The organism is Cellulomonas sp. P1_C4 (genome assembly GCF_056406355.1).
In genome coordinates, this window is record NZ_JBFUAI010000009.1 from 68474 (window position 1) to 91738 (window position 23265).

General features: G+C 73.9%; 19 protein-coding genes. 11 read left to right on the top strand and 8 right to left on the bottom strand.

What is annotated here, in order from left to right; all coding sequences use genetic code 11:
- Window positions 1–103 precede the first annotated feature (103 nt).
- The 3 genes from AC1DYZ_RS08880 to AC1DYZ_RS08890 are packed head-to-tail and all read left to right on the top strand — an operon-like array spanning window position 104 to window position 5093.
- The gene (locus AC1DYZ_RS08880; protein WP_477064842.1) at window positions 104–1462 is read left to right on the top strand and encodes an MFS transporter; all 1359 of its coding nucleotides are present in this window, start codon (window positions 104–106) and stop codon (window positions 1460–1462) included.
- Entirely contained in the window at window positions 1462–3597 is a 2136-nt protein-coding gene (locus tag AC1DYZ_RS08885; protein ID WP_477064843.1) for a molybdopterin oxidoreductase family protein, read from the top strand. Before AC1DYZ_RS08880 ends, AC1DYZ_RS08885 begins: the two co-directional genes overlap by 1 nt.
- Window positions 3594–5093 (top strand): FAD-dependent oxidoreductase, encoded by a 1500-nt coding sequence (locus AC1DYZ_RS08890; RefSeq protein WP_477064844.1) that lies wholly within the window; start codon window positions 3594–3596, stop codon window positions 5091–5093. Before AC1DYZ_RS08885 ends, AC1DYZ_RS08890 begins: the two co-directional genes overlap by 4 nt.
- Here AC1DYZ_RS08890 and AC1DYZ_RS08895 read toward each other — a convergent pair.
- From AC1DYZ_RS08895 to AC1DYZ_RS08905, 3 genes are all read right to left on the bottom strand, one after another.
- The gene (locus tag AC1DYZ_RS08895; RefSeq protein ID WP_477064845.1) at window positions 5063–6604 is read right to left on the bottom strand and encodes a molybdopterin-dependent oxidoreductase; all 1542 of its coding nucleotides are present in this window, start codon (window positions 6602–6604) and stop codon (window positions 5063–5065) included. The genes AC1DYZ_RS08890 and AC1DYZ_RS08895 overlap by 31 nt on opposite strands.
- A gap of 310 nt (window positions 6605–6914) precedes the next feature.
- On the bottom strand, window positions 6915–7361 hold the full coding sequence (locus AC1DYZ_RS08900; protein WP_477064846.1) for an HIT family protein: 447 nt from the start codon (window positions 7359–7361) through the stop codon (window positions 6915–6917).
- 14 nt (window positions 7362–7375) lie between these two features.
- A complete protein-coding gene (locus AC1DYZ_RS08905) occupies window positions 7376–7909 on the bottom strand; it encodes a DUF1697 domain-containing protein (protein WP_477064847.1) in 534 nt (177 codons plus the stop codon).
- A gap of 136 nt (window positions 7910–8045) precedes the next feature.
- On the opposite strand from AC1DYZ_RS08905, the gene nirB reads away from it, so the two are divergent.
- From nirB to AC1DYZ_RS08935, 6 genes are read left to right on the top strand one after another with little or no spacing between them, the layout of a single operon-like run.
- Window positions 8046–10628 carry a nitrite reductase large subunit NirB gene (gene nirB / locus AC1DYZ_RS08910; RefSeq protein WP_477064848.1) on the top strand — a complete coding sequence of 861 codons (2583 nt, stop codon included), beginning with the start codon at window positions 8046–8048 and terminating at the stop codon, window positions 10626–10628.
- Window positions 10625–11011, top strand: a complete 387-nt coding sequence (gene nirD, locus AC1DYZ_RS08915; RefSeq protein WP_477064849.1) for a nitrite reductase small subunit NirD — start codon at window positions 10625–10627, stop codon at window positions 11009–11011. The genes nirB and nirD overlap by 4 nt, the downstream gene beginning before the upstream one ends.
- Complete coding sequence (cobA, locus tag AC1DYZ_RS08920) at window positions 11008–12246, top strand: uroporphyrinogen-III C-methyltransferase (RefSeq protein WP_477064850.1); 1239 nt, start codon at window positions 11008–11010, stop codon at window positions 12244–12246. Before nirD ends, cobA begins: the two co-directional genes overlap by 4 nt.
- Complete coding sequence (locus AC1DYZ_RS08925; protein WP_477064851.1) at window positions 12243–13361, top strand: uroporphyrinogen-III synthase; 1119 nt, start codon at window positions 12243–12245, stop codon at window positions 13359–13361. Before cobA ends, AC1DYZ_RS08925 begins: the two co-directional genes overlap by 4 nt.
- On the top strand, window positions 13358–14098 hold the full coding sequence (locus tag AC1DYZ_RS08930; RefSeq protein WP_477064852.1) for a sirohydrochlorin chelatase: 741 nt from the start codon (window positions 13358–13360) through the stop codon (window positions 14096–14098). Before AC1DYZ_RS08925 ends, AC1DYZ_RS08930 begins: the two co-directional genes overlap by 4 nt.
- A 44-nt stretch (window positions 14099–14142) precedes the next feature.
- Window positions 14143–14868 carry an alpha/beta fold hydrolase gene (locus AC1DYZ_RS08935; RefSeq protein ID WP_477064853.1) on the top strand — a complete coding sequence of 242 codons (726 nt, stop codon included), beginning with the start codon at window positions 14143–14145 and terminating at the stop codon, window positions 14866–14868.
- Between the two features lie 50 nt (window positions 14869–14918).
- Here the strand turns inward: AC1DYZ_RS08935 and AC1DYZ_RS08940 are convergent, their stop codons facing one another.
- From AC1DYZ_RS08940 to AC1DYZ_RS08955, 4 genes are all read right to left on the bottom strand, one after another.
- On the bottom strand, window positions 14919–17429 hold the full coding sequence (locus tag AC1DYZ_RS08940) for a hypothetical protein (protein WP_477064854.1): 2511 nt from the start codon (window positions 17427–17429) through the stop codon (window positions 14919–14921).
- A 1-nt stretch (window position 17430) separates the two neighbouring features.
- On the bottom strand, window positions 17431–18054 hold the full coding sequence (locus AC1DYZ_RS08945; RefSeq protein ID WP_477064855.1) for a hypothetical protein: 624 nt from the start codon (window positions 18052–18054) through the stop codon (window positions 17431–17433).
- Window positions 18055–18301: 247 nt separating this feature from the next.
- The gene (locus tag AC1DYZ_RS08950) at window positions 18302–18877 is read right to left on the bottom strand and encodes an NYN domain-containing protein (protein WP_477064856.1); all 576 of its coding nucleotides are present in this window, start codon (window positions 18875–18877) and stop codon (window positions 18302–18304) included.
- A gap of 74 nt (window positions 18878–18951) precedes the next feature.
- Window positions 18952–20409 (bottom strand): glycoside hydrolase family 10 protein, encoded by a 1458-nt coding sequence (locus tag AC1DYZ_RS08955; protein WP_477064857.1) that lies wholly within the window; start codon window positions 20407–20409, stop codon window positions 18952–18954.
- A 187-nt stretch (window positions 20410–20596) separates the two neighbouring features.
- On the opposite strand from AC1DYZ_RS08955, the gene AC1DYZ_RS08960 reads away from it, so the two are divergent.
- Window positions 20597–21091, top strand: a complete 495-nt coding sequence (locus tag AC1DYZ_RS08960) for a MarR family winged helix-turn-helix transcriptional regulator (RefSeq protein WP_477064858.1) — start codon at window positions 20597–20599, stop codon at window positions 21089–21091.
- On the opposite strand, the gene AC1DYZ_RS08965 is transcribed toward AC1DYZ_RS08960, so the two are convergent.
- Window positions 21081–21941 carry a serine/threonine-protein kinase gene (locus AC1DYZ_RS08965; RefSeq protein ID WP_477064859.1) on the bottom strand — a complete coding sequence of 287 codons (861 nt, stop codon included), beginning with the start codon at window positions 21939–21941 and terminating at the stop codon, window positions 21081–21083. The two genes, AC1DYZ_RS08960 and AC1DYZ_RS08965, sit on opposite strands and share 11 nt — an antisense overlap.
- Before the next feature lie 156 nt (window positions 21942–22097).
- Here AC1DYZ_RS08965 and AC1DYZ_RS08970 point away from each other — a divergent pair, with 156 nt between their 5' ends.
- Window positions 22098–23135 (top strand): LacI family DNA-binding transcriptional regulator, encoded by a 1038-nt coding sequence (locus AC1DYZ_RS08970; protein ID WP_477064860.1) that lies wholly within the window; start codon window positions 22098–22100, stop codon window positions 23133–23135.
- Window positions 23136–23265 lie beyond the last annotated feature (130 nt).

Genomic DNA, 23265 nt, shown 5'->3' on the forward strand with positions numbered 1-23265 from the left:
CGCGAATGGATCCGAACGCGCAACCGAGCGGGCAGGTCGGTCGAAACATGCGCTCCCTAGCGTCGTCGTCGACACAGACCCCACCCGTCCCCCGGAGGTCCCTATGGCGACCCAGCTCGCGACCGACGCACCGGTCCTCGACACCGCACCCACTCCGCTCACGCACCGGCCCGGCCGCTGGATCGACGGCTGGAACCCCGAGGACGGTGGCCWGTGGGCCACCGTCGGCCGGGTCATCGCCCGACGCAACCTCGGTCTGTCGGTCTTCGCCGAGTTCCTCGGGTTCGCCGTCTGGGCGTCGTGGAGCATCGTGGTCCCCCAGCTCCCCGCGGCGGGATTCGTCCTCAGCGTCGACCAGATGTTCTGGCTCATCGCCGTGCCCTCGCTGGTCGGCGCGACGCTGCGCATCCCCTACACGTTCGCGGTGCCGCTCTTCGGCGGCCGCAACTGGACGATCGTCTCCGCGCTGCTTCTCCTGGTCCCGACGATCGGCCTCGCGGTCGCCGTGCAGAACCCCGACCTGGGCTTCGGTGCCCTGCTCGCGGTGGCGGCGCTCGCCGGCGTCGGCGGCGGAAACTTCGCGTCCTCGATGGCCAACATCTCGTTCTTCTACCCGGAGCGGGAGAAGGGCCGCGCGCTCGGCCTCAACGCCGCKGGCGGCAACCTGGGCACCGCCGCGGTGCAGTTCGCCGTGCCGCTGGTCATCGTCGGCGCCGCGGGCCTCGAGCTCGAGCGCGCCGGGCTGATGTTCGTGCCGCTGGTGCTGATCGCGGCCCTGCTGGCCTGGCGGTTCATGGACAACCTGTCCAACGCCAAGTCGGACCCCCGCTCCTACGGCGTCGCCGCCCGGTCGAGGAACACCTGGATCATCTCGTTCATCTACATCGGCACCTTCGGCTCGTTCATCGGCTTCTCGGGCGCGTTCCCGACGCTGCTCAAGAGCCAGTTCCCCGAGGTGACCATCTCCATCGCGTTCGCCGGGGCGCTCGTCGGCTCGATCGCCCGGCCCCTGGGCGGCATGCTGGCCGACAAGCTCGGCGGCGCCCGCGTCACGATCGTCGCGTTCTCCGCGATGGCGATCGGCGTCGTCTGCGCGATCTTCGCCCTGCGGGCGCACGAGTTCTGGCCGTTCCTGGCGTCGTTCCTCGTGCTCTTCATCGCCACGGGCGCCGGCAACGGCTCGGTCTACCGGATGATCCCCGCGGTCTTCCGGTTCGGTACCACCGATGACGCGGACCGCGCCCGGCGCGTCAAGGCCGCGGCGGGCTGCCTCGGGATCGCCGGTGCGGTCGGGGCGTTCGGCGGGTTCCTCATCCCGCGCGGGTTCGCGATCTCCACCGCGCTCACCGGCAACATCCAGGGCGCCCTCTGGGTGATCGTCGGGCTGTACCTGGTCATGGGCGCCACCACGTGGTTCGTGTACCAGCGCCGCTCCGGCGCCTACGGCACGACGGTCATCTGATGTCTCGGCCCGCGGCGACCCACTGCCCGTACTGCGCGCTGCAGTGCGCGCAGACGCTGCACACCTCTCTCGACGGTGCCGTCACCGCCGCGGGCCGGGACTTTCCGACGAACAAGGGCGGCATGTGCCAGAAGGGCTGGACGTCGCCGACGCTGCTGCGGGCGCCGGACCGCCTGACCACGCCGCTGCTGCACGGGTCGCCGGTGTCCTGGGACGAGGCGCTCGGCTTCGTCGCGTCGCGCCTGGCTGACCTGCGCGCGTCGCACGGGCCGCCGTCCGTCGCGGTGTTCGGCGGCGGCGGGCTCACCAACGAGAAGGCCTATGCGCTCGGCAAGTTCGCGCGGACGGTGCTGGCGACGCCGAACATCGACTACAACGGCCGGTTCTGCATGGCGAGCGCGGCGGCCGGCGCGAACCGGAGCCTCGGCCTGGACCGCGGGCTGCCGTTCCCGCTGGCCGACCTCGGCGGGGCGCAGGCCGTGCTGCTGCTGGGCTCGAACCTCGCGGAGACCATGCCGCCGGCCGTCCAGCACCTCGCGCACACCCGGTCCGTGGGCGGTGTCCTCGTCGTCGATCCCCGGCGCTCGGCGACCGCGGACCTGACCGCCGACGACGGCGGGGTGCACCTGCAGCCGGTGCCCGGCACCGATCTCGCCCTGCTGCTCGGGCTCGCGCACATCGTGCTCGCGGAGGGGCTGGCGGACCTGGCGTACCTCGCCGAGCGGACGACGGGTCTCGAGGAGATCCGGCGCTCGGCGGCGCTCTGGTGGCCCGAGCGGACCGAGCAGGTCACGGGCGTCCCCGTGGCCACCCTGCGCCGCATCGCGTTCCTGCTGGCCAACGCGTCGCCGTCGCGCGGTGGGACGGGCGCCTACGTCCTCACCGGGCGCGGCGTCGAGCAGAGCACGCAGGGCACCGACACCGTCACCGCCGCGATCACCCTCGCGCTGCTGCTGGGCCTGCCCGGGCGCGTCGGGTCCGGCTACGGCGCGATCACCGGCCAGGGCAACGGGCAGGGCGGTCGCGAGCACGGGCAGAAGGCCGACCAGCTGCCCGGCTACCGGTCCATCGAGGACGAGGCGGCGCGGGCGCACGTGGCAGGGGTGTGGGGCGTGGACCCCGCCGACCTGCCGCGCACCGGCATGCCCGCGATCCAGCTGCTGCGGTCGCTCGGCACCCCGGACGGGCCGCGGGCGCTGCTGGTGCACGGGTCGAACCTGCTGGTCAGCGCCCCGGACGCGGACCGGGTGCGCGAGCGGCTGGCGTCGCTCGACCTGCTGGTGGTCTGCGACTTCCTGCCGTCCGAGACCGCGCTGCTGGCGGACGTCGTCCTGCCGGTCACGCAGTGGGCCGAGGAGGAGGGCACGATGACGTCGCTCGAGGGCCGCGTGATCCGGCGGCGGCGCGCGCTGGACCCGCCGCCGGGCGTGCGCAGCGAGCTCGAGATCCTCGCCGACCTGGCGCACCGGCTGGGCTCGACCGTCCGCTTCGACACCGACCCGTCCGCCGTGTTCGACGAGCTCGCGCGCGCGTCGGCCGGCGGTCGCGCCGACTACAGCGGACTGAGCCACGCGCGCCTCGACGCCGAGCCCGACCTGTTCTGGCCCGTCCCGGCCGGTCCGACACCGCACCCGGGCACGCCGCGCATGTTCCTCGACCGCTTCCCGACGCCCGACGGCCGCGCCCGCCTGGTTCCCGTCGACCACCGCGGGCCGTCCGACGACCTGCGCCGCGACGCACCGCTGTTCCTGGTGACCGGCCGCGTGCTCGCGCACTACCAGTCCGGCGCGCAGACGCGGCGCGTGCCGGAGCTGGTGCGCAGCGCGCCGGCTCCGTACGTCGAGATCCACCCGCTGCTGGCCGACCTGCACGGGATCGCCGAGGGCGACCTGGTGCAGCTCGACACGGCGCGCGGCCGCGGGGTGGTCCGGGCTCGGGTCACGGACGCGGTGCGTGCCGACACGGTGTTCCTGCCCTTCCACTGGAGCGGCGTGAGCAGCGCGAACCGGCTGACCACGGACGCGACGGACCCGATCTCCGGGATGCCCGAGTTCAAGGTCTGCGCGGTCGACGTGCGCCGGTGGGAGGGGTCGGTCGACGTGCTCGACGACGCGACGCTGCTGGGGGTCTCATGAGTCCGGTGCGGGTGGTCGTGGTCGGCCACGGGATGGTCGGCGCGCGCTTCGTCGACGACCTGCACCAGCGGGACCGGTCGGGCCGGTTCAGCACGCTCGTCCTCGGCGCCGAGGAGTACGAGCCCTACAACCGCGTGCTGCTCTCCGAGGTGGTCGCCGGCAAGCTCGACGTCGCGTCGATCACCCTGCCGAGCGGCGCCCACAGGACCGCGAGCGAGGTGCTGCCCGGCACGCGAGTCGTGACGGTCGACCGGTCTGCGCGCGTGGTGCACGACGACGCCGGTGAGCGGCACCCGTACGACGTGCTCGTGCTGGCCACTGGTGCGCGGGCGCGGATCCCCGACCTGTTCGGCCGCCGCGACGACGACGGCCTGCCCGCCGGCGCGCACGCGTTGCGCACCCTCGACGACGCCCGCGAGATCGTCGCCGCCACGGTCAACGCGCACCGCGCGGTGGTGGTCGGCGGGGGTGTGCTGGGGCTCGAGGTCGCCTGCGGGCTGGCGAACCGCGGCGTGCCGGTGACCGTGGTGCACGGTGGACGGCACCTCATGGACCGCCAGCTCGACGACGCTGCCGCCGCGGTCGCGACGGCGCGGCTCTCGTCGCTCGGCATCGCGGTCCGGGTGGGCGCCCGCACCGAGGAGGCGCTCGTGAGCGACGGCCGGGTCACCGGCGTGCGGCTCGAGGGCGGGGAGGTCCTGCCCACCGACCTGCTCGTGCTGACCGCGGGCACCTCTCCCGAGGTCGGGCTGGCCCAGCGCGCGGGGCTCGACGTCGCGCGCGGCATCGTCGTCGGCCAGGATCTCGCGTCGCCCGCCGACCCGCGGGTGTTCGCGATCGGGGACTGCGCCGAACCTCCCGAGGGAGGGTCCGGCCTCATCGCGCAGGGCTGGGACCAGGCCCGACGGCTCGCCACCCTGCTCACCGAGCCGGCCGCGGCGCGCGACCACTCACCCCTGCCGACCGTCGGCACCGACGTGGTCAAGGTCAAGGGCGTCGGGCTCGACGTCGTCGCCATGGGTCTCTGCGGTCCCCGTACCGGGGGCCGGCGCGTCCGGCTCAGCGACCCGGAGGGCGGCCGGCACGTCGAGGTCGTCGTGGCCGACGGGCGCGTCGTCGGCGCAACCTGCGTGGGCGCCGGACCGGTCGCTGCCGACCTGGTCGCGGCCTACACGCGCGGCACGCCGGCCCCGGCCGACCCCGCGCAGCTGCTGATGCGGCCCGTCGCGGGGGTCGCGGTCCCCGCCGCGAGCCCGACGATGATGCCGGACCGGGCTGTCGTGTGCCGGTGCAACGGGGTCACGAAGGGCGACATCGTCGGGTGCTGGCGCCACGGCGCACGGTCGGTCGAGGACGTGGCCGCGACCACCCGCGCGACCACGGGCTGCGGCGGCTGCACGGACGCCGTCTGCGGCATCGTCGACTGGCTCCGCAAGTCGGACCCGGACCAGCCGGCCGAGGCTCGTCAGGAGACCTTGACCCGGATCGTGTCGTAGCCGGTCGCGCCGTCCGGGACGACGTCGGCCGGCGTGCCGGTCTGCGGGCCGACCGGGTCGGACGCCCGGACGAACAGGTCGTGGTCGCCGGGCTCGGCGTCCCACGTCCACGACCACTGGCGCCACGAGTCGATGCCGCCGTCGTCGGCGAGCGTCGCGTCGTTCCACGCGCCGTCGTCGACGCGTACCTGCACGCCGGTGACGCCGCGGTGCTGCGCCCAGGCGGTGCCGGCCACGACGACAGACCCGGCGGACACCGAGGCGCCCGACTTCGGCACGTCGATGCGCGATTGCGTCTTGATCGGGCCCTCGGGGGACCAGCCGCGGTCGGTCCAGTAGGCCGTCGCGTCGGCGAACCGCGTGACGTTCAGGTCGGTCACCCACTTCGTCGCCGACACGTACCCGTAGAGCCCGGGGACCACCATCCGCACCGGGAAGCCGTGCTCGACGGGCAGCGGCTCGCCGTCCATCGCGATCGCCAGCAGCGCGTTGCGGTCGTCGGTGAGGGCCGCGAGCGGCGTCGAGGCGGTGAATCCGTCGACGCTGCGGGACAGGACCATGTCGGCGTCGCCGGTCGGCTTCGCGCGCGCGAGCAGCTCCCGGATGGGCAGGCCCAGCCACTTCTGGTTGCCGATGAGGTCGCCGCCCACCGGGTTGGACACGCACGCCAGCGTCACCCAGGCCTCGACCAGGTCGCTCGCCAGCAGCTCGTCCCAGGTGAGCGTGATCTCCTGCTCGACCATGCCGTGCACCCGCAGGCTCCACGTGCTCGGGTCGACCTGCGGCACCACGAGGGCGGTGTCGATCCGGTAGAAGTCGCCGGGCGGGGTCTGCCAGGGTCCGACGCCGTCCACCCCGACGTCGACCCCCGCGGGGACCGGTGCCGCCGTCGTGCTCGGACTGGGGATGTGGATCGCCGCACGCGCCGCCTGGGCACCCCGGGCACCGGCGCCGACGGCCCGCCCGATCACGACGCCGACCACCCCGAGCGCGCCGGCCGCGGCCGTGGCCTGCAGGAACGCGCGGCGCTCGACGGCCGCAGGCCGTGGCCGCTGGCTGGGGGCACCGGGGAGCCGTCGYACGAGGGCACGCAGGGTCATGAGGCCGGCGATCGCGCCCGCGACGCTCGGCAGCGCGGCGAGCGTCCCGGCGTCGGGCCGACCCATCGCCGCGAGGCCCGCGACCGCCCCGAGGACGACGACAAGCGTCGCGCCCCAGGCCCACCGCCGCGCGGCGAGCACCCCGGCCAGCGCGGCGAGCGCGAGCACGACCACCACGGAGCCGAGCCGGAGCACGAGCTTGTCCGCCGTGCCGAACGTCGAGGCGGCGAAGTCCTTGAGCCAGGTGGGCGTCGCGTCGACGAACGCCGACCCGACGGCCACGAGCGGGTCCGACGTCGGGCCGGTGACGAGCGCGACGATCGAACCGACGCCGAGCGTCACGGCCCCCGCGGCGACCCCCGCCAGCGCGGCCAGCCCCGTCTGCAGCCCCTTGTCAGGACGTCCGGCCATCGCTGCCTGCCTCCCGTGGTGGTGCCTTGACTCTGCCGCGCCGGAGCCCGGTTGTCGTCACCCGACACCTGTGCGTTTGCGCAACCACAACACCGCGGCCCGCCCGCCCGATGCCGGGGGGTTCGAGGCGGAACGCCCGAGGGACTGCTGGCCCACGCGCCCGTGCCTCGAAGGTCCGCGCACAACGATGCGCAACGTCCGAACACCTTGGGGCTATAGCGCGCACTTGCTCGGACGCTGCGGGTCTGGATGAGCAACGTCCGAACACCGGGGGGCTATAGCCCGCACTTCCTCGGACGTTGCGCCGGGGTCAGAGGGCGGGGGAGCTCAGCGTGGTCGGGACGTGGGCGCCGTGGCCCTGGTCGACCAAGGTCGCGCGGACGCGTTCCGCAGCAGCGTCCAGGTGCGCTGCCGGGACGTCGGTGCGGGCGTTGCGGAACGTCAGGCTGGCCTCGTCCCACGCGGGGAGCACGTGCAGGTGCAGGTGCGGGACCTCGAAGCCGGCGACCAACAGCGCGGCGCGCGGCGCGGACCACGCGTGCTGTTGCGCTTGCCCGATGGTCTTCGCCACGGCGATCAGGTGGGCCAGCAGGTCGTCGGGGGCGTCGGTGAGCTGCACGATCTCCTCGCGCGGCACCACGAGCACGTGGCCGTCGGTGATCGGGGCGATGGTGCCGAACGCGACGGCGACCTCGTCGGCCCACACGAACCGCGCGGGGATCTCGCCGTCGATGATCTTGGTGAACAGGGTGCTCATGGCGCCCACGCTAGTCAGGCGCGCTCGCGCGCGAGCCGCTGCAGCGCGAGGACGGTGTTCCAGTTCCGGGCGGTGCCGCGGCGACCGGTCGACTTCTCGATCATCGGGAGCGTGAGCTTCGAGCGGCCGATGCCGTCGGGGAAGTAGGCGTACATCTCGTGCCCGGCGAACGCGACGGTCTCGTTGCCGTAGGGCGTCGGGTCGAACGAGGTGTCCTTCGGCGCCCCGTCCCAGCAGTACAGGACCAGGTGCGACGGGTCGGACTCTGCCTGGTCGGGGAACGGCAGCCGGTCCACGATCGCGTCCCACTGCGCCAGCGTCCGCGTGAGCACGGGGACGTCGAAGCCCAGCGACGCGGACAACGCCTCCGACAGCCCCGGACCGACATCGGCGGCCGCACCGGCGGGTACGAGCACGAGGTTCCCGCTGTTCACGTAGGTGGCGACCTCGGTGTGACCGAGTCCCTCGGCGGCGGACCGCAGCTGGGCCGCCTTGATGGTGCGGCCGCCCACGTTGGCGGCCCGCAGGAGGGCGATGACGGGGCTCATGCCCTCACTCTCACACCGCGCACCCGCGGCGTGTGCGGGAAAGGTTCCTCCGGAGTAACGGGGCAGCACCCCCGACGGAAACACGCCGTTCCTAGCGTGGGAGGTGCCCCCGGACCCCAGCCAGACGGAGCTCCCCATGAACCAGCACCTCGTCGTCGTCGGCGGCGGCATGGTCGCGCAGCGGCTGGTCGAGGCGATGCGCGACCGCGACGCCGCTGGTGCCTGGCGCATCACGGTCCTGGCGGAGGAGCCGCGGCGCCCCTACGACCGCGTCGCGCTGACCAGCTACTTCTCGGGTCGCGACGCCGACGACCTCGCGCTCGGCGACCCCGCGCTCTGGTCCGACCCGCTGGTCACGCTGGTCCGCGACGACGCGGTGACGCAGATCGACCGGGACGCGAAGACCGTCACGACGGGCCGCGGCCGCGTGGAGCACTACGACCACCTGGTGCTGGCGACGGGCTCGTCGGCGTGGGTCCCGCCGCTCGAGGGCGCCGACCTGCCGGGCGTGTTCGTCTACCGCACGGTCGACGACGTCGCGGCCCTGCGTGGCTACGTCGAGAAGCTCGCGCAGGACCGGGTCGTCAAGGGCGCGGTGCTCGGCGGCGGCCTGCTCGGCCTCGAGGCGGCGGGTGCGCTCCAGGCGCTCGGCGCGACGACGACCGTCCTGCAGGTGGGCACCCACCTCATGTCCGCGCAGGTCGACCTGGGCGGCGGCGAGGCGCTGCGCCGGCTCATCAACCAGCTGGGCGTCGGCGTCCGGCTCAACGCCACGACGACCCGCATCCGCCCGCACCGCCGCGGCGGCGTGGGCCGCCTGGACCTCGCCGACGGCGGTCGGGTCGACGCCGACGTCGTCGTCATCGCCGCCGGTGTCCGCCCGCGCGACGAACTCGGACGGGCGTCGGGCCTGACCATCGGCGAGCGCGGCGGCGTGGTCGTCGACGACACCTGCCTCACCAGCGATCCGGACATCTCCGCCGTCGGCGAGGTCGCGTGCATCCAGGGGGCCTGCATCGGGCTCGTGGCACCCGGCTACGCGATGGCCGAGATCACCGCCGACCGGCTGCTCGGCGGAGTCTCGGAGTTCCCGGGCGCGGACACGGCGACCAAGCTCAAGCTCTCCGGCGTCGACGTCGCCAGCTTCGGGGACGCGTTCGGCGTCACGCCGGGCGCCCTCGAGATCGTCTGGGCCGACCCGGTAGGCGGCGTCTACAAGAAGCTCGTGATGTCCGACGACGCCCGGACGCTGCTGGGCGGCGTGCTCGTCGGCGATGCCAGCGCGTACGCGAGCCTGCGCCCGATGCTGGGCCGCGAGCTCCCGGGCGACCCGGCCGCCTACCTGCTGCCGGAGGGCGGCGGGGGAGCACCCGACCTCGAGCTCCCCGACGACGCCGCAGTCTGCTCCTGCAACAACGTCTCGGCCGGCACCATCCGCGGCGCGGTCACCGACCACGCGTGCACCGACCTCGGCGCGGTCAAGGCGTGCACCAAGGCCGGCACCAGCTGCGGCTCGTGCCTCCCGCTGGTCAAGAAGCTGGTCACCACCGAGCTCGCGACCCAGGGCATCGCCGTCAGCACCGCGCTGTGCGAGCACTTCGCCCTCAGCCGCGCGCAGCTCTACGACGCCGTCCGGGTGTCGGGCGTCTCGTCGTTCACGCAGGTCATCGAGCGGTTCGGCACCCGCGCCGAGGGGCGCGGCTGCGACATCTGCCGGCCGACCGTCGCGTCGATCCTGGCGACGACGTCCCCGGCGCACGTGCTCGAGGGCGAGCGCGCCGCGCTGCAGGACACCAACGACCACGTCATGGCCAACCTGCAGAAGGACGGCTCGTACTCGGTGGTCCCGCGCATCGCCGGCGGCGAGGTGACGCCCGAGGGACTTATCGCGATCGGCGCGGTGGCCAAGGACTTCGGGCTGTACACCAAGATCACCGGCGGTCAGCGGATCGACATGTTCGGCGCCCGCATCGACCAGCTCCCGCTCATCTGGCAGCGCCTGGTCGACGCCGGCTTCGAGTCCGGCCACGCGTACGGCAAGTCGCTGCGCACGGTGAAGTCGTGCGTGGGGTCGACGTGGTGCCGGTTCGGCGTCCAGGACTCGGTGGCGCTCGCGGTCATGCTCGAGCTGCGCTACCGCGGGCTGCGGTCGCCGCACAAGATCAAGCTGGGAGTCTCGGGCTGCGCGCGCGAGTGCGCGGAGGCCCGCGGCAAGGACGTCGGCGTGATCGCCACCGACAAGGGCTGGAACGTCTACGTCGGCGGCAACGGCGGCTTCACCCCGCGGCACGCGCAGCTGCTCGCGGAGGACCTCGACACCGAGACGCTGGTCCGCACCATCGACCGGTTCCTCCTCTACTACGTGCGCACGGCGGACCGGCTGCAGCGCACGGCCCCCTGGATCGAGGACGTCGAGGGCGGGCTGGAGGGCGTCCGGGCGGTCGTCCTGGAGGACTCCCTGGGCATCGCGGCGGACCTCGACGCCCAGATGGCCCGGCACGTCGACGAGTACGAGGACGAGTGGCGGGCCACCCTCGAGGACCCCGAGAAGCTGCGCCGGTTCGCCAGCTTCGTCAACGCCCCCGACACCCCCGACCCGTCGTTGGCGTACGTGCCGGAGCGGGGGCAGTCGCGTCCGGCCACGTCCGACGAGCGGGCCGCGGCCCTTCGCGGAGAGCCGGTGCTGGTTGCCGGGACGACCTTGGAGGTCCGCTCATGACCCTGCTCGAGACCAGCGTGTGGACGACGGTCTGCGGGCTCGACGACCTCGCGCCGGAGCGGGGCGCCGCCGCGCTCCTGGACGGCGAGCAGGTCGCCCTGTTCCGCCTGCTCGACGGCCGCGTGCTGGCCGTCCAGCAGCACGACCCGTTCAGTGACGCGCACGTGATCTCCCGCGGCATCGTCGGCTCACGTGCCGTGCACGAGGCCGGAGTCGGGGTCGAGGTCCCGACCGTCGCCTCCCCGATGTACAAGCAGGTGTTCGACCTGACGACGGGCCGGTGCCTCGACGTGGCCGGCAAGGAACCGGCGCGCGGCCTGGACCCCGACCTGCGCACCTGGCCGGTGCGGGTGCGCGACGGACGCGTGGAGGTCGGGCGATGACGACCATGCTCGGGCTCCAGCTCACGGGCCGCCGCGTGCTCGTCGTCGGCGGTGGACCGGTCGCCGCGCGGCGCGTGCAGGGACTGCTCGCCGACGCCGCGCGCGTGGTCGTCGTCGCGCCCCAGCTGTGCGAGGTGCTGCTCGACCTGCACCGGTGGGACCTCATCGAGTGGCGCGCGCGCGAGGTGGAGGAGGCCGACCTCGACGGCGCCTGGCTGGTGCACACCGCCACGGGTGACCGGGGGACCGATGCCGCGGTCGTCGGCTGGGCCGAGGAACGCCAGACGTTCTGCGTCGACGCCGGCACCGGGACGCAAGGCTCGGCCCGCATGCCCGCCACGACGCAGCAGGGCGACGTGCTCGTCGGCGTCGTCTCGACCGGCACGCCCGACCCCCGGCGCACCGTCGCGGTCCGTGACGCCCTCGCGGAGCACCTGCGCGAGGGGCGCGTCGACCTGCGGCACCGGCGATCCCACGAGGGGCGGGTCGTGCTCGTCGGCGGCGGTCCCGGGGACGTCGGGCTGCTGACGCTCGCCGGCCGCCGCGCGCTCGCCGAGGCGGACGTGGTGGTCACCGACCGGCTCGGCCCGGTCGCGGTGCTGGACGAGCTGGCGGCGGGCGTCGGGATCATCGACGTCGGCAAGACACCCGGCCACCACCCGGTCCCGCAGCACGAGATCGGCCGGATCCTGGTCGAGCAGGCGCAGCGCGGCCGCACGGTCGTCCGGCTCAAGGGCGGCGACCCGTTCGTGTACGGGCGGGGCGGCGAGGAGGTCCTCGCGTGCCGCGAAGCAGGCGTCGACGTGACGGTGGTCCCGGGGGTGAGCAGCGCGTTCGCCGCGCCCGCCGTCGCCGGCATCCCGCTCACGCACCGCGGCACGGTCGGGGCCGTGCACGTGATGAACGGGCACGACGGCTGGTCTTCCGCGGCTCTGACAGGCCTGCGGGACGCCTCGTGCACGGTCGTCGTCCTCATGGGCGTCGGTGCGCTGGCGATGCTGGCGGCCGAGGCGCTCGACGCCGGCGCCGACCCGGCCACGCCGGTCGCGCTGGTCGAGGAGGGGACCCTGCCGGGCCAGCGCGTCACGCGCGCCCGCCTCGACGACGTCGTCGACGTCGCGGCCGCGGCCGGCGTGCGTGCGCCCGCCGTGATCGTGCTGGGGGCGGTGGCGGCCGCGGACCTGCTCGAGCCGGGTGACACGACGGCCGCCGCGCCCGTCACAATGGCGCCGTGAGCGAACCCATCGACCAGACCCTCGCAGGCCTCGTCGTGCTCATCACCGCCGACCGCCGCTCGGCCGAGCTCGCCGCAGCCCTCGGCCGCCGCGGCGCCGCCGTCCGGCACGCGCCCGCGCTGGGGATGGTGCCGCACATCGACGACGCCACGCTGCTCGCGGGCACGCGCTCGCTGCTGGCCGACCCGCCGGACACGGTCGTCGTCACCACCGGCATCGGGTTCCGCGGCTGGATCGAGGCGGCGGACGCAGCCGGTCTCGACGAGCCGCTGGTGGAGATGTTGCGGGGCACCCGCATCGTCGCGCGGGGACCCAAGGCGCGCGGCGCCATCCAGGCGGCCGGCCTCACGGCGGACTGGGTCGCCGAGTCGGAGACGAGCGCCGAGATCGCCGAGGTGCTGCTCGACGAGGGCGTCGCGGGCCGCGACATCGCGGTGCAGCACCACGGGGCCGGCGCCGACGGACTCGACGAGGCGTTCGCCGCCGCGGGGGCGCGGGTGCGTAGCCTCGTCGTCTACCGCTGGGGACCCCCTCCGGACCCGGCCGTCGTCGAGGCCTCGGTGCGTGCCGTCGCCGCGGGCGAGATCGACGCCGTCGTCTTCACCTCCGCGCCGGGCGCGGCCGCGTGGCTCGCGGCCGCCGACGACGCCGGGGTCTCCCACAAGATCGCCGCGCTGGCTCGACGCGGCAGCGTCGTGATGGCCGCGGTCGGCCCGATCACCGCCAAGCCCCTGCTGGAGCGCGGCATCGAGCCGCTCGTGCCGGACCGGGGCCGGCTCGGCTCGCTGGTCCGCGCGCTCGTCGGGCACTACGGCGGGCTGCAAGCGCTGCAGACCATCGCCGGCCCGCTCCAGGTGCACCGCGGCACCGCGGTGCTCGACGGCCACGTGCTCGCCCTCACGCCGACGGGTCTCGAGGTGCTCCGGCTGCTCGCCGCGGCCGGCGGCGCCGTCGTCCCGCGGGACCAGGTGCTCGCTGCGCTGCCGGGAGACTCGCGCGACCCCCACGCCGCCGAGGTCGCGATCGCACGCCTGCGCGAGGCCACCGGCAGCCGGGTACTCATCCGGACCGTGGTGAAGAGGGGCTACCGTCTCCAGCTGGAGGAGGTCGGATGACGAACGCCCTGCACGCGCGCGGCCCGGTTCCCGAGCGTCCCGCACTGGACCTCGACGGTCCGGTGCTCGTCGGCTGCTCCCACGGCACGGACGACCTGTCCGGGCGCGCGGCCGTGCGCTCGATCCTCACCGGCGTCTCCGCGGCCCGGCCTGACCTGGACGTGCGCGAGGCGTTCGTCGACGTGCAGCAGCCCGAGGTCGCCGACGTGGTCGCGCACGCGCTCGAGAACGACGCGTCGGCGGCGGTCGTGGTGCCGTTGCTGCTGTCCATCGGCTTCCACGTCAAGGTCGACATCGCACGCGCGGTCGACCAGCCCGGCGCCACGGCGGCCTCCCCGCTCGGCCCGGACCCGCGCCTCGTCGACATCCTCGTGGACCGCCTGGAGGCCGTCGGGCTCGCGTCCGACGACGCCGTGGTCCTCGCCGCGGCCGGGTCGACCGACCCCGCCGCCGCGCTCGCCGTCGAGTCGGTCGCCGCCGGGCTGGCCGACCGCGTGCCGCAGCCGGTGACCATCGGGTACGGCGCGGGCGCCGAACCCCGGGTCGCGGCAGCGGTCGAGACCGCGCGCGCCGACCTGCCGCCCGGCGGCCGGGTCGTCATCGCCTCCTACCTCCTGGCGCCCGGGTACTTCTACGACCGCGTGCTCGAGGCCGGTGCCGACGCGGTCGCCGCGCCGCTGGCCCCGGACGACCGGCTGGTCGAGATCGTCCTCGACCGGTACGACGCCGCGACCTGAGACACGCCTTGCCCCCGGGCCGCCGGCAGGCCTAGGAACAGGGGATGGTGCATGTTCGCGCGGCTCTCGGCGTGCTCGCCGTGCTGGTGACGCTGCCCGCGTGCGGCGACGGCGCAGGGGAAACGACGCCGACCCCCTCGTCGGTCGCCACGATCCGCCCCGCCGACGTGCCCCTGTGCCTGCCCGACGGCGCCTCGGCGGTGAACGTGGGACCGGAGGGCGACCCGACCCTCGTGGGCATCGCCGGGTCCGGTGCGCGCGGCGTCGTGCTGGGACCGCAGAGCGACGGCGACGTGTGCCAGTGGGCCCGGCAGCTCGAGCGGCTGGTCGACGAGGGGTACCTCGTCGCGACGTTCACCTGGTCGAGCGACGGCGAGCGGTCCTTCCGGGACGCCGTCGACGTGCTGGAGGGCCAGGGTGCGACGGACGTCGCGTTCGTCGGCGCATCGAAGGGCGGCATGTACGCCGCCGCGCTCGCCGACGACCTCGACCCGGTCACCGTCGTCGCGCTCGGTCCGCCCGCCCAGTACGACGGTCACGACGCCCGCGCGGCCGGCAGCCGCTACACCGGACCGCTGCTCGTGATCGCCTCGGCCGACGACCGGAACGTCACGGCGCTGTCGTCGAAGCTCGTGTCGCGGCCCGACGACCCGAGCACGTTCGTCGAGCTGACGGGCGACGCGCACGGCGTTGCTCTCTTCGCCGGCGAGCACCGCGCCCAGGTCGAGCAGGCGATCGACGACGCGCTCGCCGCGGGGTTCGGCGGCTAGACAGCCCGAAGGCGTGCGACCCGGGATGGGCCGCACGCCTTCGGTGACGGTCAGACGAAGCGCCGCCGTGCCAGTGTCGCGACGCCGATGCCGGCGGCGAACAGCACGAGTGCCGCGATGAACCGCCCGAGCGAGCTGATCCCGGACCCGTCGACCCCGGCGATGTCGATCGAGTAGGCCGTCGCGCCGACCGCACCGGCGGGTGCGCCGTACGCCATGCCCTCGGTCGACGCCCGCTCGGCGCCGGCGCTGAGCACCGCGTACTTCACGCCGAAGTCCTCGGCCGTGGCCTGCCCGCTGACCACGACCTGCGAGGTGCCCTCGTCCGAGAGCTGCTGCGTGCCGTCGACGAGCTGGGGCGCACCCTCCGCCGCGGTGTCGAGGCCGTCCGACAGCTGCGTGGACCCGTCGGCGGCCGTCTGGAGACCGTCCGAGAGCTGCTGCGAACCAGCCGCCGCGACGGCGAGGCCTGCAGCGAGCTCCTTCGAGCCCGTCGCCGCGCTCTGCAGACCGGCCGAGAGCGACCCCGCCCCCGCATCGAGCTGCTTGGCGCCCGCCCCGAGCTGGCTCAGCCCGGACGCGAGCGTGCCCCCGCCTGCGCTCAGCTGGCCGGCGCCCGCCTCGAGGCTGTGCACGCCTCCGCGCAGGGTGCCGTCCTTGGCGACGTCGTCGGCGTCGCCGACGCCCTTCTGGACCGTGTCGACGAGCAGGACGACACCCGCATCCACGGCGTTGACGCCCTCCAGGATCCCGAGCGGCTTCTTCCCGGTGGCGCTGTCGAGCGGGCAGATCGCGAGACTGCCCGACAGCCCGCACTCGATCGCGGCGAGCGTCGGCCCGGCGACGTTGGTCAGACGGCCCTGAAGGTAGGTGAGCCCCTGCTGGAGGTTGGCGGTGGTGGCAAGGTCCGAGCCGTAGAAGGCCGCGGAGGTCGGGTCGCCGAGGCTTGCGGGGTTGGCGAGCCTGGCCTGCCCGGCCGACAGCTTGGCGATCAGACCGCCGACGACCGCCGCTGCCGCCGGGTCGCTCGTCGTGAGTCCCACCATGGCGGGACGGGGCCCGGGTGCGTAGCACGGGTGGGCGCCGGCCGGCAGGGCAGACGCTCCGTCCTTGGCATCCGTGAGGACCGTGATGGCGCACGCGAGCTGCTGGTAGGCACCCGGGGCCGTCGGGCTCGTGCTGTAGACGCCGGCAGCGAGCTGGCTGAGGAGGTACGGCGCGTCCGTGCCGACGGAGACACGAAGCTGGTCGACGCCGTAGAGGAGCGTGCCGGCCGTCGCGGTGGAGCCGATGCTGTCCCGCAGCTTCTTGATCCCGGCCCGCAGCGGCGCGGCCTCCTGGCCGGCGGCGCCGACCTTCGCGTAAAGGGTGTCGAGCCCCTTGTCGACGTCCGCGAGACCGGCGTTGACCTGCGTGAGGCCCGCGATCAGCGCCGGTGCCTTCGCGCCCGCCTCGTGGAGACCCGCGTCGAGCGCCTTGGCCCCGGCCGCCAGCTGCGCGGCGCCGGGTGCTGCGCTCCCGCTGAGGCCTGCGGCGAGCTCCGCGGCGCCCGGGGCCGCTTCGTCGTTGAGCCCCTCCGCGAGCTCGGCCGCGCCGGGAGCGGCCTCGTCGTTGAGGCCTGCGGACAGCGTCGCGGCGCCATCGCGCAGCTGGAGCAGACCGGCGAGCAGCTGGGCCGCGCCGTCGTGCAGCTGCAGGACCGAGTCGTCGATCTGCAGGGCGCCGCCGGTGAGGTCGACACCCTTCTGCGCACCGGACTTGTAGCTCTCGGCGCCGCCCTTGAACGAGGGGTAGTCCAGCGGGGAGACCGGCATCGACGTGAGGTTGGCCTTCGGCACGACCGCGTGGCTCACCGTCGCGGTGTAGCCGAACTCCGCGGTGGCGGAGCCGATGGGCGGGAACAGCGTCATCTGGAACTGCATCCGCGTCCCGCCGTGCCCGTCGCCGGCCATGCCGGCCTCGTCGGACTGCACGTCGGTGAACGTGGCCGGCAGGACGGTGACCAGCTGGCCGATCATCGGGATGACGGTGCGGGCCGAGGCGGTGGCCTGCGCGCCGGTGCCGTCGTCGTAGGTGACGTCCTGCGTCCTGCCGGTCGTGTTCGTGACCGTGTAGTGCACGCCGAGGGTGCCGCTCTTGCCGACGACGGCGCCCGGCTGCACCGGCCTGCCGTCGAGCGTGTAGGTGACCTCGACCCGCAGGGGCAGGTCCTTGTCGTACGTGCTCACCGAGCGCTCGCGGCGCTCGCCGTCGACGCTGAGGGTGCTCACCAGGTTGCCGTCGACCACCGTGTAGCCGCCGAAGCCGTCGAGGTTGCGCAGGCCCTTCGTCGAGACGGGGTTGGTGACGGTCGTCGTGCCGTGGCCGCTGAGGGCGAGCTGGTCGTAGACGCGCGCCTCCTTGAACGCGCCCGTGGCCGACAGGCGGGCCTGGACCGTCTCGGTGTTGGTCACGGCGACGTCGCCGGAGTCCGCCGCCGCGAGCGCGGGGGAGCCGGCGGCGCACACGAGCAGGGGGATCAGGACGACGGCTGCGGCCGCCGTGGTGGTCGTGCGGCGCACGTCAGGCCTCCTGGGGGTCGAAAGGACGGGTGGCGGGCACGCCACGCGGGGTCTCGGCAAAGGTCGCCGCGCCCTCGTAGACGGCGGCGGGCTGCTCGGCCTCGGTGAAGAGCGAGGCCTCCTCAGTGCGTTCCTCCTCGCGGTCCTGCACGACGACGACGCCGAGCAGCGACGTGGCGAGGAACCCGGCACCGGCGGCGAGCAGGATCGATGTCGCGGTGGTGGCCGAGGAGGTGACGAACGCCGCGGGGTCGGCGGAGTAGGTCGCCTCGTAGGCGCCGGCCATCGCGGCCGCGCCCAGGAGCGTCGACCACAGGGGAAGCCTCCCGCGCGACAGCCCGGCGACGGCGAGGCAGAGGACCAGGACGATCAGCACCGCGACGGCGCGGCCGGCGGCGGCGTCGGGCAGGGCGGCCGCCCGCAGCGCGTAGCCGAGCCACGCGGCGGCGAAGCCGACGGCGAACCCGCCGGCGCGCTGGGCGGGGGAGCGGTCGGGCACGAGGCCGAGGGCCCCGCCGAGCGCGGCGCCGAGCAGGGCGACGCCCTGGAGCTCGGGCCCGGAGAACAGCACGATCGCCGTCGTGAGGAGTGCGAGGACGAGCCCCGCCAGGATGTGACGCTTCATGACCACCTCGTCGTGGTGACCGCCGGGAGGAGGGGACCGCCCGGTCGGTGCTGCCGATAGATGGCCGCCCGAAGAGCCGCTGACCTGCACCGTCGCCGTTGACGGCGCAGCTCGGCGGACTTCTCGGGCGGAACCAGGCGACTGTCTACCAGCGCACAAAGCATCTGAGCCACGCGGTACTAGGTAAAACCTGACCGGTAGCAGGTAGATCGTTATGGCGCCGTGACCTGGGCGCGGCGGTCGGCCCTCAGAGGTAGCGCAGCGGGTCGAACTCGTCGAGCGGGATGATCCGCAGTCGGGGCAGCTGCACGTTGAACGCCGCGACGTCGGCCTCGAGGTCGAATGTCTCCAGCCCGTGGGCCACGAGGGCTGAGAGCTGCGTGCTGGTGAACTCCCGGAACGCGAGGAGGCCGACGCGGCGGTCCTCGTCGTCGACGAGCGCCTCGAGCTCGGGCGCGAAGTCGCCGTCGTGGCTGGCCAGGAGCACGTCGCCGCCGCGGCCGGAGATGGCCTCGAGCGTGCGCTTGATGCCGATGTCGACGACCTTCTCGTACGACTCGCCCGACAGGGGGATCGGCTGGAACCCGATGGCCAGCAGGGCCTGCACGAACGACATGGGCAGCGAGCCGTTGGAGGCGTTGAGGAAGAACAGCGCCTTCACGGGCTGGTTCCACGTCTGCTGCGCGAACGTCAGCACGCGCTCCCAGCGGGGTCGCTGCTCCGGGGTGGGGCGCCCGCCGAGGATCGAGGACCCGAGGGTCGCGTCGATGTTCTCGCCGTCCACCAGGAGGTAGGTGGTGCGCGGTGCCGCCTCGGTCGTCATCGCGTCAGCGTATCCGCAGGTGGCGCGAGCCGGCCCGGGTCCCACGCGGGGGACCCCGGCCGGCTGGGGCGGGGTCAGGCCGTCGTGCAGGTCGTGCCGTTCAGGGTGAACGAGCTCGGCGCCGCGTTGGTGCCGGTGTGCGAGCCGTTGAACCCGATCTGCTGGCTCCCGCCGGCCGGGATCGAGCCGTTCCACGCGGCGTTCGTGACGGTCACGGCCGAACCCGACTGCGTGGCCACAGAGCTCCACGCCTGCGTGATCGCCTGCCCGGACGGGAAGGCGAACCTCAGCGACCAGCCGTTGATCGCGGTCGACGACGTGTTCTTCACCGTGACGCTCGCGGTGAAGCCGGTGTTCCACTGGTTGACGGCGTAGGTGACCTGGCAACCGGCGCCCGGCGGGGTGGTGGGGGTCACCGGGGGCGTCGTCGGCGTGACCGGCGGCGTGCTGGGCGTGACCGGCGGCGTCGTCGTCGCGGGCGGGACCTGGCCGAAGGCCGAGGCGATCGCGTCGTAGGCCGGCTTCTTGGCGTAGCCGTCGTCCCAGACCAATGCCGCGCCCTGGCCCGGGAACGTGCTCGGGACCCACGAGTACCTGTCGGTGATGCCCCAGAGGGTCACGCCCTGGCAGCGGATGACGCCGAGGCAGGCCTGGAACACCTTCGTGTAGTCGGCCGCCTGGGTGGCCAGCTTGGTGGCGTCGGACGGTGTCGTCATGCGGATGTCGAGCTCGGTGATCCGGACGTCGACGCCGAGGTCCGCGAAGCGCTGGAGGTTGGCCTTCAGGTCCGTGGGCACCTGCCCGATGATCAGGTGCGCCTGGAACCCGACGCAGTCGATCGGGACGCCGCGGGCCTTGAAGTCCTTGACCAGGTTGTAGATCGCGGTGCTCTTCGCGTTGATGCCGTCGGTGTTGTAGTCGTTGATGCAGAGCTTGGCGGCGGGGTCGGCCGCCCGGGCGGTCCGGAACGCCGTCTCGATGTAGCCGTCGCCGAGCTTCTGCTGGAACGGCGACGACGCGCGCCGCGAGCCGTTGTCGTCGAACGCCTCGTTGACCACGTCCCACGCGACGACCTTGCCCTGGAAGTGCGTCGCGACGTTGGTGATGTGGTTGGTCATGGCGGACTGGAGGGCGGTGGCCGACAGGTTGGTGACCCAGCCGGGCAGCTGGGAGTGCCAGACGAGCGTGTGGCCGTAGACCTTCTTGCCGCTCGAGGCGGCGTAGCTGACGACCTGGTCGCCGGTGCCGTAGCTGAACGAGTTCTGGGACGGCTCGGTGGCGTCCCACTTCATGGCGTTCTCGGGCACGACGAGTGTGAACTCGCTGTCGGCGATCGACTTGTACGCCGACTCGGAGAGCCGGTCGGGTGCGAGCGCGAAGCCGATGTCCTTGCCGGCCGCGGTGGCCAGGTCCTTGAGGGTCGATGCCGCCTGGGCGGGGATCGCGACGGCGGCGCCGACGACGATGGTCGCAGCGAGGGCGACGGCCGCGGTGCGGAGCGCCGAGCGGCGGGGGGTGGGTGCGACAGGCATGGGGGTCCTCCTCGTTGAGCCAGTGCCGGATCGCAGAGTGGTCGCCGCAGGCCCGGGGCCGCGAGGTACCGAAGCGTTTCAGTCGCGCCGCAGCGGGTGTTTCGATACCGCCGCGGAACAGGGGCGCTCGACGGCGCGTTGAGATCAATACGTTTGCATGGACCGCAGGTGAGCAGAGAGGCAGTCGGTGGACGACGGAGCACGGGAGCTGCCAGGCGCGCGCGAGGCGGCCGAGGCGTGGGAGTCGCTGTTCCGCGCGCAGGTCGCCCTCATGCGCAGGTTCCAGCGCGACGACGTCTGGGGCGAGCTCAGCATCCGGGAGTACGACGTGCTCTTCACGCTCTCGGGCTGCCCGGACGGCACGGCCCGGCTCAAGGACCTCGGGGAGGGCAGCCTGCTCACCCAGCCCAGCCTGTCGCGGATGGTCGAACGGCTCGAGGCCGCCGGGCTCGTGCAGCGAGGTCCGGTCGTGGGCGACGCCCGCGGCGTCGCCGTCAGCCTGACCGCCGAGGGGTCGCGCGTGCAGCGGGAGATCGGGCGGCGGCACGTGCGCTCGATCCGGCGGTTCGTCGGCGGGGCGCTGGACAGCGACGAGCTGGCGACGTTGCAGCGGCTCACCGACAAGCTGCGCGCGGCGCAGGCCGAGATCCCGGACCCGTCCCCGGTCGCCGTCAGACCCTGAGCGCTCGCAGCTCCGCGGCGACCACGGCCGGCACGGGACGCGCGGCCGGATCCTCCGCGGTCATCGCGCGCAGCAGGCGCGTCCAGTCCCGGCCGACGTGCTCCGGGATGTGGACCGGTTCGAGCAGGCGGGCCAGGGCGCTGGTCAGCGGGTCACCCGGGTACGCGCGCTCGCCCGTGAGGCACTCGAGCAGGACGAGGCCGAGGGAGTAGACGTCGCTCGCCGGCCCCGCGGCGATGCCCAGCGCCTGCTCGGGGCTCTGGTAGCCCGCCGTGCCCGACGTCCCGGGCTGGGTCGCGGCGGAGTGCACGGTGGTCACCGCGATGCCGAAGTCGGCGAGCACCACCGGGAGCCACGGCGCGTCCCGGTGGCCGCTCTCGGCCCGGTCGGTGGCGACGAGAACGTTGGAGGGCTTGACGTCGCGGTGCACGACGCCCGCGGCGTGGGCGTGGTCGAGCGCCAGGGCGAGCTGCCGGCCCACGTCGGCCGCGAACCCCGGGGAGAGCGGCCCGTCCGCGATGGTGTCGCGCAAGGTCCGGCCGTCGACGAGCTCCATGACGAGGAACGCGACCGGGCCGACGTCCGGCAGCACGTCGGCGCCGACGTCCAGCAGCGCGACGAGGCTCGGGTGCGCGAGCGAGGACAGCACGCGCGCCTCGTACGCGTAGCGGCGGATCTCGTCCGGCGAGGCCGAGCCGATGGCGAACAGCTTGAGCGCGACCGCGCGGTGGAGGCGCTCGTCCGTGGCGCGGAACACCTCGCCCGACCCACCCCGCCCGAGCTGCTGCTCCAGGTGGTAGCGCCGGCCGAGCGCGGGGCTCGCCGGCGAGTGGGACACGAGTAGCGGCACGGGGGACCTTGTCTGGTGAGGTGCGGGGCAACCCCGACGGTAGAAGGGCCCCGCGGACCGCGCATGTCGGCCGTGGTCGAACGGCGCCAAACGGGTGACGCGGCCGGTAAAGCGTTTGCAGCGATATGCAAGCGACTTGCAGCCGAGCGACGTAGAGTGACGATCATGTCACGGCGACTCGCAGAGGTAGCACGCAAGGTCGGCGTCTCGGAGGCGACCGTCAGCCGCGTGCTCAACGGCAAGCCCGGTGTCTCGGAGTCCACTCGGGAGGCCGTGCTCACGGCGCTCGACGTGCTCGGCTACGAGCGACCGACCAAGCTGCGCGGCGAGCGTGCCCGCCTCGTCGGGCTCGTCCTGCCCGAGCTGCAGAACCCGATCTTCCCGGCGTTCGCGGAGGTGGTCGGCGGCGCGCTCGCGCAGCAGGGCTTCACGCCCGTGCTGTGCACGCAGACCGCCGGCGGCGTGTCCGAGGCCGACTATGTCGAGCTCCTGCTCGGGCAGCAGGTCTCGGGCATCGTCTTCGCCGGCGGCCACTACGCCCAGCGCGACGCGACGCACGGGCACTACGAGCGGCTGACCGGCCGCAACCTGCCGGTCGTCCTCATCAACGCCTCGATCGAGGAGCTCCCGTTCCCCCGGGTCTCGTGCGACGACGAGGTCGCGATCGAGCAGGCGGTCGGCCACCTGGCCTCGCTGGGCCACACGAAGATCGGCCTGGTCCTGGGCCCGATCGACCACGTGCCCTCCGAGCGCAAGCTGCGCGCCGCGCAGGCGATCACCCAGCGGCTGGGTCTCGAGCTCGCCGCCAACCAGGTGGTCCGCAGCGCCTACTCGCTGGAGAGCGGCCAGGCGGCCGGCAACCGCCTGCTGCGCGAGGGCGTGACCGGCATCGTCTGCGCGAGCGACCCGCTCGCCCTCGGCGTGATCCGGGCCGCCCGGCGCGCGGGCCTGCGAGTTCCCGACGACATCTCGGTCGTCGGGTACGACGACTCCGCGTTCATGAGCTGCACCGAGCCGCCGCTGACCACCGTGCGTCAGCCGATCGAGCCGATGGGACGCGCCGCGATCGACCTGCTGGTCAGCCAGATCCACGGGGGAGCGGTGCCCCAGGACGAGCTGCTGTTCGAGCCCGAGCTCGTCGTGCGCGGCTCGACCGGCCCCGCGCCTGTGCAGCCGGTGGCGGTCGCGAGCTGAACCCGAGCACGGCGCAGTGGCCCCGTTCCGCCCGTCAGGGTGGGCCGGGGCCTTCGTCGTGAAGGGCCCTCATCGAGATTCGATGGCATCTCGGTCACACTTCGATAACTGTCCTGTCAGTTTCTTGCGT

Bases quoted from the DNA above. Each gene is read 5' to 3' on its own strand.
- AC1DYZ_RS08885 (WP_477064843.1), top strand. From the start codon at position 1,462: ATGTCTCGGCCCGCGGCGACCCACTGCCCGTACTGCGCGCTGCAGTGC.
- AC1DYZ_RS08890 (WP_477064844.1), top strand. From the start codon at position 3,594: ATGAGTCCGGTGCGGGTGGTCGTGGTCGGCCACGGGATGGTCGGCGCG.
- AC1DYZ_RS08900 (WP_477064846.1), bottom strand. From the start codon at position 7,361: ATGAGCACCCTGTTCACCAAGATCATCGACGGCGAGATCCCCGCGCGG.
- AC1DYZ_RS08905 (WP_477064847.1), bottom strand. From the start codon at position 7,909: ATGAGCCCCGTCATCGCCCTCCTGCGGGCCGCCAACGTGGGCGGCCGC.
- nirB (WP_477064848.1), top strand. From the start codon at position 8,046: ATGAACCAGCACCTCGTCGTCGTCGGCGGCGGCATGGTCGCGCAGCGG.
- nirD (WP_477064849.1), top strand. From the start codon at position 10,625: ATGACCCTGCTCGAGACCAGCGTGTGGACGACGGTCTGCGGGCTCGAC.
- cobA (WP_477064850.1), top strand. From the start codon at position 11,008: ATGACGACCATGCTCGGGCTCCAGCTCACGGGCCGCCGCGTGCTCGTC.
- AC1DYZ_RS08930 (WP_477064852.1), top strand. From the start codon at position 13,358: ATGACGAACGCCCTGCACGCGCGCGGCCCGGTTCCCGAGCGTCCCGCA.
- AC1DYZ_RS08935 (WP_477064853.1), top strand. From the start codon at position 14,143: ATGGTGCATGTTCGCGCGGCTCTCGGCGTGCTCGCCGTGCTGGTGACG.
- AC1DYZ_RS08945 (WP_477064855.1), bottom strand. From the start codon at position 18,054: ATGAAGCGTCACATCCTGGCGGGGCTCGTCCTCGCACTCCTCACGACG.
- AC1DYZ_RS08950 (WP_477064856.1), bottom strand. From the start codon at position 18,877: ATGACGACCGAGGCGGCACCGCGCACCACCTACCTCCTGGTGGACGGC.
- AC1DYZ_RS08955 (WP_477064857.1), bottom strand. From the start codon at position 20,409: ATGCCTGTCGCACCCACCCCCCGCCGCTCGGCGCTCCGCACCGCGGCC.